Source organism: Streptomyces sp. NPDC002209 (genome assembly GCF_042890265.1).
In the GTDB taxonomy this organism is placed as follows: Bacteria; Actinomycetota; Actinomycetes; order Streptomycetales; family Streptomycetaceae; genus Streptomyces.
This window is the reverse complement of record NZ_JBIARX010000005.1, coordinates 467,268-473,630: the sequence shown is the minus strand read 5'-3', so window position 1 is coordinate 473,630 and position 6,363 is coordinate 467,268. Positions and strand designations below refer to the sequence as shown.

3 protein-coding genes are annotated in these 6,363 nt (G+C 76.5%); 1 reads left to right on the top strand and 2 read right to left on the bottom strand.

Annotated elements, in window-relative coordinates; all coding sequences use genetic code 11:
* Positions 1-91 precede the first annotated feature (91 nt).
* On the bottom strand, positions 92-2,809 hold the full coding sequence (locus ACFYXK_RS13810) for a phosphodiester glycosidase family protein (protein ID WP_389411325.1): 2,718 nt from the start codon (positions 2,807-2,809) through the stop codon (positions 92-94).
* A gap of 222 nt (positions 2,810-3,031) precedes the next feature.
* Here ACFYXK_RS13810 and ACFYXK_RS13805 point away from each other — a divergent pair, with 222 nt between their 5' ends.
* Positions 3,032-4,117, top strand: a complete 1,086-nt coding sequence (locus tag ACFYXK_RS13805) for a DUF4328 domain-containing protein (RefSeq protein WP_389411324.1) — start codon at positions 3,032-3,034, stop codon at positions 4,115-4,117.
* A gap of 31 nt (positions 4,118-4,148) precedes the next feature.
* Here the strand turns inward: ACFYXK_RS13805 and ACFYXK_RS13800 are convergent, their stop codons facing one another.
* The gene (locus ACFYXK_RS13800) at positions 4,149-6,215 is read right to left on the bottom strand and encodes a SpoIIE family protein phosphatase (protein WP_389411323.1); all 2,067 of its coding nucleotides are present in this window, start codon (positions 6,213-6,215) and stop codon (positions 4,149-4,151) included.
* Positions 6,216-6,363 lie beyond the last annotated feature (148 nt).

The following is a 6,363-nucleotide window of genomic DNA, read 5'->3' as shown; positions in this document are numbered from 1 at the left end:
TCCTCCACACCTACAACCACCACCGCTGCCACACCGCACTGGGCGGACACCCGCCCATCAGCCGCGTGAACAACGCTGCGGGTCAATACACCTAGGGAGTGTCGTGGGCGTCGTGCCGGACGGCGAGCCAGTCGCCGGGGGCGAAGGCGTCCACGCCCACCAGGGTCCTTCCGGTGCGCGGGGCCGCGACCGACAGCACGCCCTCGGAGCGGCCGGCCGCGAAGGCCGGGGCTCCGAGGGTGAGCACGGCGGCGCGCTTCCCGGTGGTGCGCCGGAACTCGGCGAGCAGGTGCGCCGTCAAGGCCGTTTCCTTGCGGTCCACGGTGTCCGGCGCATCCGCCCGTACGACGGCCAGCGCGCCCGTGGCCGGATCCCGGGCGGCGGCCGCCAGAGCCTCGTGCAGGGCCCGCATCCGGTCCAGACCGCCGCCGCCCAGAGTGGGCCGGGTGGTGTCGAGCGGCAGGAACCGCACGCCGCGGTGCACGAACTGCGCACGGTCGGCGCCCGTCAGCACGAAGTCGGCAGCAGCGTCCCCGCCTCCGACGGCGAACCGCCAGGGCCGCGCCCGGACCCCGGCCCCGGTGACCACGATCGGATCCCGGACCACGGGCGCTGCGGCGGGCCCCGTGGGCGGGGTCCGGGCACCGAGCGTGTCGAGGGTCAGCCGTCCGGGGCCCGTCCCCCCGACCGCCGAGAGCCGGGTCACGCTGAACGGCGGCTCGGCCGTGGCCGGGAGCGGCAGGGTGAGCTCCCGCCAGCCGGTCCAGTCCACGGCGGGCCCGCGCACCGTGACGGCGGCCCCGTCGGCGTCGGCCAGCTCCACCGCGGGCCGGGCCCCGGAGCCGTCGCCGCCGACCCAGAGCGTGAGCGAACGCGCGAGCTCCGGGACGGGCAGGGGCCGGGGCGGGGCGGCGCTCCCCTGGGCCTTGGCCACGGGCAGGTCGAGGGCGACTCCCGCACCGGAATGTCCCCCGGCCGCTGAGGCGCCCGGCCCGGTCCAGTCGGCGACGTCGGCCAGATCGGTGACGGGCAGCGTCACCAGCCCGACGCCCAGGGCGAGTTCGGCGGTGAGGCCGGAGCCGGCACCGGGCGCGCCGACGGCTCCGGCCGCTGCGGCAGCCCCGCCCTCCCGGACGGTGGCGACCAGCCGGCCCGTGGCCTGCGGGACGAGCGCGGTGACGGTGAAGCCCCCGTGCCCGTCAGCGGTGACGCGCCACCGCGAGCGGTCGAACTCCAGGGCCACGTCCCGGGGTTCCACGACGGCGGCCGCACCCTGCGCGTCGTACCCGGTCAGCCGGAACCCCGCGCTCTCCCCCTGCTCCGCGAGCCCGATCCGGGCCCGTGTGGGCCGGATCCGGGTCAGCGGGCCGAGGACCTCGAGCGGGAGCTCGCCGTGCGGGAGCGCACCGTGCGCCGTCGTGCGCCGGGCGTACGCCGTCGCACGGCCGGGGTGCACGGCGTGGAACACCCCGGCGGAGTCGACCGTGCCGGCCCCGCCGGCCGACCACACCGGCGCGCCCGGCGCCGGGCCCAGCAGCGCGTCGTACCCGGTGGCCGTGAGGGTCCGGGTGAGCCGGGGGAAGACCCGGGTGAGGTCCTGCGTCGTCCCGCCGACGGGTTCGACGCGGTAGCCGGCGGCCTCGCCGGAGCCCGCCGGGGCCGTGAGGACGAGCCCGTTGGACACGGGCCGCAGCCGCCCGTCCGACGGGGAGTTCTCCAGCGCGAGCGCCGTCGCCCCGCTCAGCCCGGCGAGCAGGGTCGAGGAGCCGCCGCCGTCGAGGTTCAGGGCCTCGTACGCGCCGAGCCGGTGCATCAGGCGGCCCAGCGCGGTCAGGGTGAGGCCGCCGCTGTCCCGCTGGCGGCCGTCCACCGTGAGGATCCGCAGCCGCCGCCCGTCGCGCGAGAACCCGACGGCCGTGCGCGGGGCCGCGGTGTTGTTCGGTTCGCCGTCGTGGTCCTGCGGTACGCCGGCCACGACGAGGGCCTCGCGCCCGCCGACCGCCGCCACCGGGACCGGTCCGGCGTCCGGGAGGGCCCGGGCGGCGACGGCCACGGCGTCCCCCGGGCGCAGGGCGGCGAGTTCGGCAGCGGCCGCAGCGCCGACTGCGGCCAGCACGGTGGTGCCGGGCGCGGGGCGCTCCCGGCGGGCGGGGCTGCGTACCGGCGGGGCGGCTGCCGTGACCCGGCCGTCCCGTACCGTCACGGCGGTGCCCACGGCGGGCAGTTGCGCCGCCGGCCAGTCGGCGGTGTACGCGGCGAGGCCCTCGGCGGGCGGCCGGGCCGCGTTGTACCCGGCCAGCGGGCGCACCGCCCCGCCGGGCAGGGTGACGCTCCCGTCGAGTGCGATGCGCAGGACCCGCCCGAGGCCGTCGGCGCCGAATCCGACGGCCGGGGCAGCGCCGGGCCCGGGGGTCGCGGAGTGCAGCAGCCGGCCGACGGCCAGGCCGGGGCCGAGCGGTGCGCCCGTACCGCGGATGTCGAAGAAGTCGCCGTTCACCGCGGCGACCACGCGCCGCCCGGGCCCCGCGGCATGGCGGGCGGCGGCTTCGGCGACGGTCGCCGGTCCGTGGCCGCCCAGGTACTCGGCGCGGACGCCGGCGCCCCCGCCGAGGTCGACGAGGAGCTCGTCGATCCGCAGCCAGCGGTCGGACTCCAGCCGGTCGTACGACTCCAGGCGGATCCCGGGGGCGATCTGCCGGCCGGTACGGGCGGTCTCGATCCCGTCGGCCTGCGCGGCGGCGGATGCCTCGGCGGGGCCGAGCAGGGCCACGGCGAGCAGGACGGGCAGCAGCGGACGCAGGCTCAGCACCCAGGCAGGATCGGCCACTCGGCCCGCCCCGCGCGGGCACGACGGTTCGTGCCCCGCGGTTTCAGCCATTCGCCCCGTCACACGGAGCACGGGCTCCCGCCCCGGGCCCGGATAAGGATTTGGCGGCCGGATACCGGGCTGGCATGGTTCGGACGTGCCCCGCCGCAGGTCAGCAGGGCATCCGCTGCCGAGTCACCTGTTCCCGTGGGGGGTACACACCGCATGTCCGTCAACGAGCCGCCGGGCCCCCCGGTTCCACCCGCGTCGCAGCCCCCGGCCGAGGCCCCGGCCGCGTCACCTGCCCCGGCCGAAGCCGCTGTCGATGCCCCTGTCGATGCCCCTGTCGAAGCCCCTGTCGAAGCCCCGGCCGAAGTCCCGGCCCTGGCCGCAGCAGCGTCGCCGTCGCCGGAGCAGCAGCCGCCCGCCGCGCGGCCGTACCCGCAGCAGGCACCGCCGCAGCCGTACCCGGCTCAGCCCTACCCGGCCCCGCCGTATCCCGGCCAGCCCCACCCCGGGCAGCCCTACCCCGGCCAGCCCCACCCCGGGCAGCCCTACCCCGGCCAGCCCCACCCCGGGCAGTCCCAGCCCGGGTATCCCGCCGGGCCGTACCCGGGCCTGCCGTACCCGGCGCCTCACCCGACCGCCGACGTGCTGCGCTCGCCGCGCGGCCTGGCGGTCGCGCTCACCGCGCTGCTGTCGGTCGCGGCCGTGGTCAACCTGTTCTCGGCGGCTGCCAGCGGGTACGTCTTCTCGCTCATGCAGAGCCTGATCGCCGACCCCGCAAAGGTCGGGGACAGCCCGCTCGAGCAGGGGGACGCCCTGACCGGCGTCGCCGGCGTACTCCAGTTCCTGATGCTGCTGGCGACGGCGGTCGTCTTCGTCATCTGGTTCCACCGCGTGCGCGTGAACGGCGAGATCTTCGACGCCGGCGGCTTCACGCAGACCCGCGGCTGGGCCATCGGCAGCTGGTTCATCCCGATCGGCAACCTCTTCCTGCCGTTCCGCATCGCGCATCAGATCTGGATCGCCAGTACCCAGCGCGGCCCCGACGGCTCCTACCGCGAGGTCTCCGCCGCGCCCCTGAAAGCCTGGTGGGCGCTGTGGGTCGGCTCGCTGGTGCTCGACCGCGTCTTCGAACAGATGTACAAGCGGGCCGAGACCCCGGAGGCGTTGCGCGCGGCGTCCGCCGTGGGGATCGTCACCGACCTGTTCACGGTCGGCGCCGCCGTCCTCGCCATCGTGTTCGTCCGCAGGCTGACGGCCCTGCAGACCACGAAGGCGGAGCAGGGCCCGTACGCGGCCGTCTGAGCCCGCCGGGCCGCACCCCGCCGGGCGTCCCTCACGGCGCCGCATGCTCCGGGAGGGCGAACTCGCACCACACGCACTTCCCGCCGCCCCTCGGCTCCACGCCCCATTCCTGCGCGAGCCGGTCCACGAGCAGCAGGCCGCGCCCCGACACCGCCCAGTCGCCCGCCTCGCGCCGGTGCGGCAGGGCGCTGCTGGAGTCCTCGACCTCGATCCGGATCCGGCCCTCCGCGGTCAGCCGTACGTTGACGTGGCCGCCGCCGTCGGTGTGCACGAGGACGTTGGTCATCAGCTCGTCCGCCGCCAGTTCGATCTCGTCGGCCCCCTCCGCGGCGCCCCAGGCGGCCACCGCCGCCCGGATCAGGTGGCGGGCCATCGACGGGCCCTCGGGGTCGCCCGGGGTGAGCCGCAGGCGCAGCGGGCCGCCGCCGCGCGGGGTGGGGGTGCCGCGGCGGCGCAGCAGGAGCAGGGCCATGTCGTCCCCGACGCCCGCGTCGCCGACGAGGTCGCACAGGACGTCGGCGAGCTCCTCGACGTCGACCGGGCCGGTGTGGACCGCTTCCATGAGCTCGCGAATGCCGGCCTCGGAGTCGCCGTCGGGCCGTTCGAGCAGGCCGTCGGTGCACAGCACCAGGGTGTCGCCGGGGTGCAGTTCGAGGCTGGTGACGGGGTACCCGGAGCCGGTTGCGGACTGCTCGCGCGGCGGCAGCCCGAGCGGGAGTCCGCCCGCCACCTGGACGCGGTGGCAGGTGCCGTCGCCGCGTCGCACCACCGGGTCGAGGTGGCCGGCGCGGACCATCTGGAGCATGCCGGTGTTCAGGTCCACCTCGGCGTACGTACAGGTGGCGAAACGTTCCGTCTCGAGCTCCCGCAGGAAGGCCGACGCCCGGGCCATGGCCGTGCCGGGCGTGTGCCCCTCGGCGACGTAGGCCCGCAGGACGATCCGCAGCTGGCCCATGACGGCCGCCGCGTCCGTGTCGTGCCCCTCCACATCGCCGATCATCACCCCGACCCGGCCCTCGCCGAGCGGGATCACGTCGTACCAGTCGCCGCCGATGTCCCGCCCCATCCGGGCGGCCCGGTACCGTACGGCGATCCGCGCGCCCGGCACCTCCGGGATCCGCCGCGGCAGCATGGCCCGCTGCAGGCCCTCCGCGAGGTCGTGCTCCTGCTCGAAGAGGATGGCGCGCTGGAGGCTCTGCGCGATGCCGCTGCCGAGCGCGACGAGCAGGTTCCGCTCCTCGGCGGTGAAATCGCCCTCCCGCTGGTACAGCAGCCCGAGCGCGCCGATGGCCCGGCCCTGGGCGATCAGCGGCAGGTAGACGCCGCTGCGCACGTCCAGCGGCTCGATGTACGGCCAGAGGTCCGGGTAGCGCCGCTGGAACTCCTCGCGCGAGCCGAGGAACACCGGCTGCAGGCTCCGCACGGCCTCGCTCATCGGGAACCGCGCGTCGATGCGCGTGTACTCGATCTCCGGGACGTACGAGCCGAGCTGCCCCTCCGCGACGAGGTGGATGCGGCCGCCGTCGACGATGCCGAGCATCACGCTGACCGCGCCGAGGTGGCCGAGGGCCTCGGGGTCCTTCAGGACGTCGGTCACGTCGTTGACGGTGCGGGCGTGAGCCAGGATGGCGCTGGTCCGTTCGACGACGCCGGTCATCCGGCGCCGGTCGTCCGCCTGCTCCCCGCCGGCGCCGGGCTCGCCGGGGTCGTGGGCCGCGTCGCGCAGGATCCCGATGATCCGGTACGGGCGGCCGTTCGCGTCGCGCAGGATGTGGCCCTGGATGTGCGTCCAGGCCGGGGTGCCGTCGCGGCGGCGGGTGCGGACGTACGCCCCGTAGTGGCTCCGGCCGTCCTTGAGCGCCTGCGCCACCCGGGCGTCGAGCCGGACCTCCTCGCCCGGCGACACCCGCGTCCGCAGCCCTGCGGGGGTGCCGGTGAACTCCTCCGGGCGCAGGTCGAGGACCTCGAGGGCGGTGGGATCCAGATGCATCTGCCCACTGTCGAGGTCCCAGTCGAAGGTGCCCATGCGATTGAGCGCGAGGCTCATGTCCGGCTGCGCGGGCCAGTCGACCTCGGGGCTCGCTCCCCTTTCGGCCATGCAGCCAGGGTCTCACCGTTCCCGTACGTATGCCCGCCCGCGTCAGGTCCCGCCGCCGGCTCCGGGCCGCTCCGGTGTGGCAGGCGGCGCCGGGGTGCCGGCCCGGTCCGTCGCGCCCGTGTCAGCCCCGGGCTCGTTCGGCCTCTGC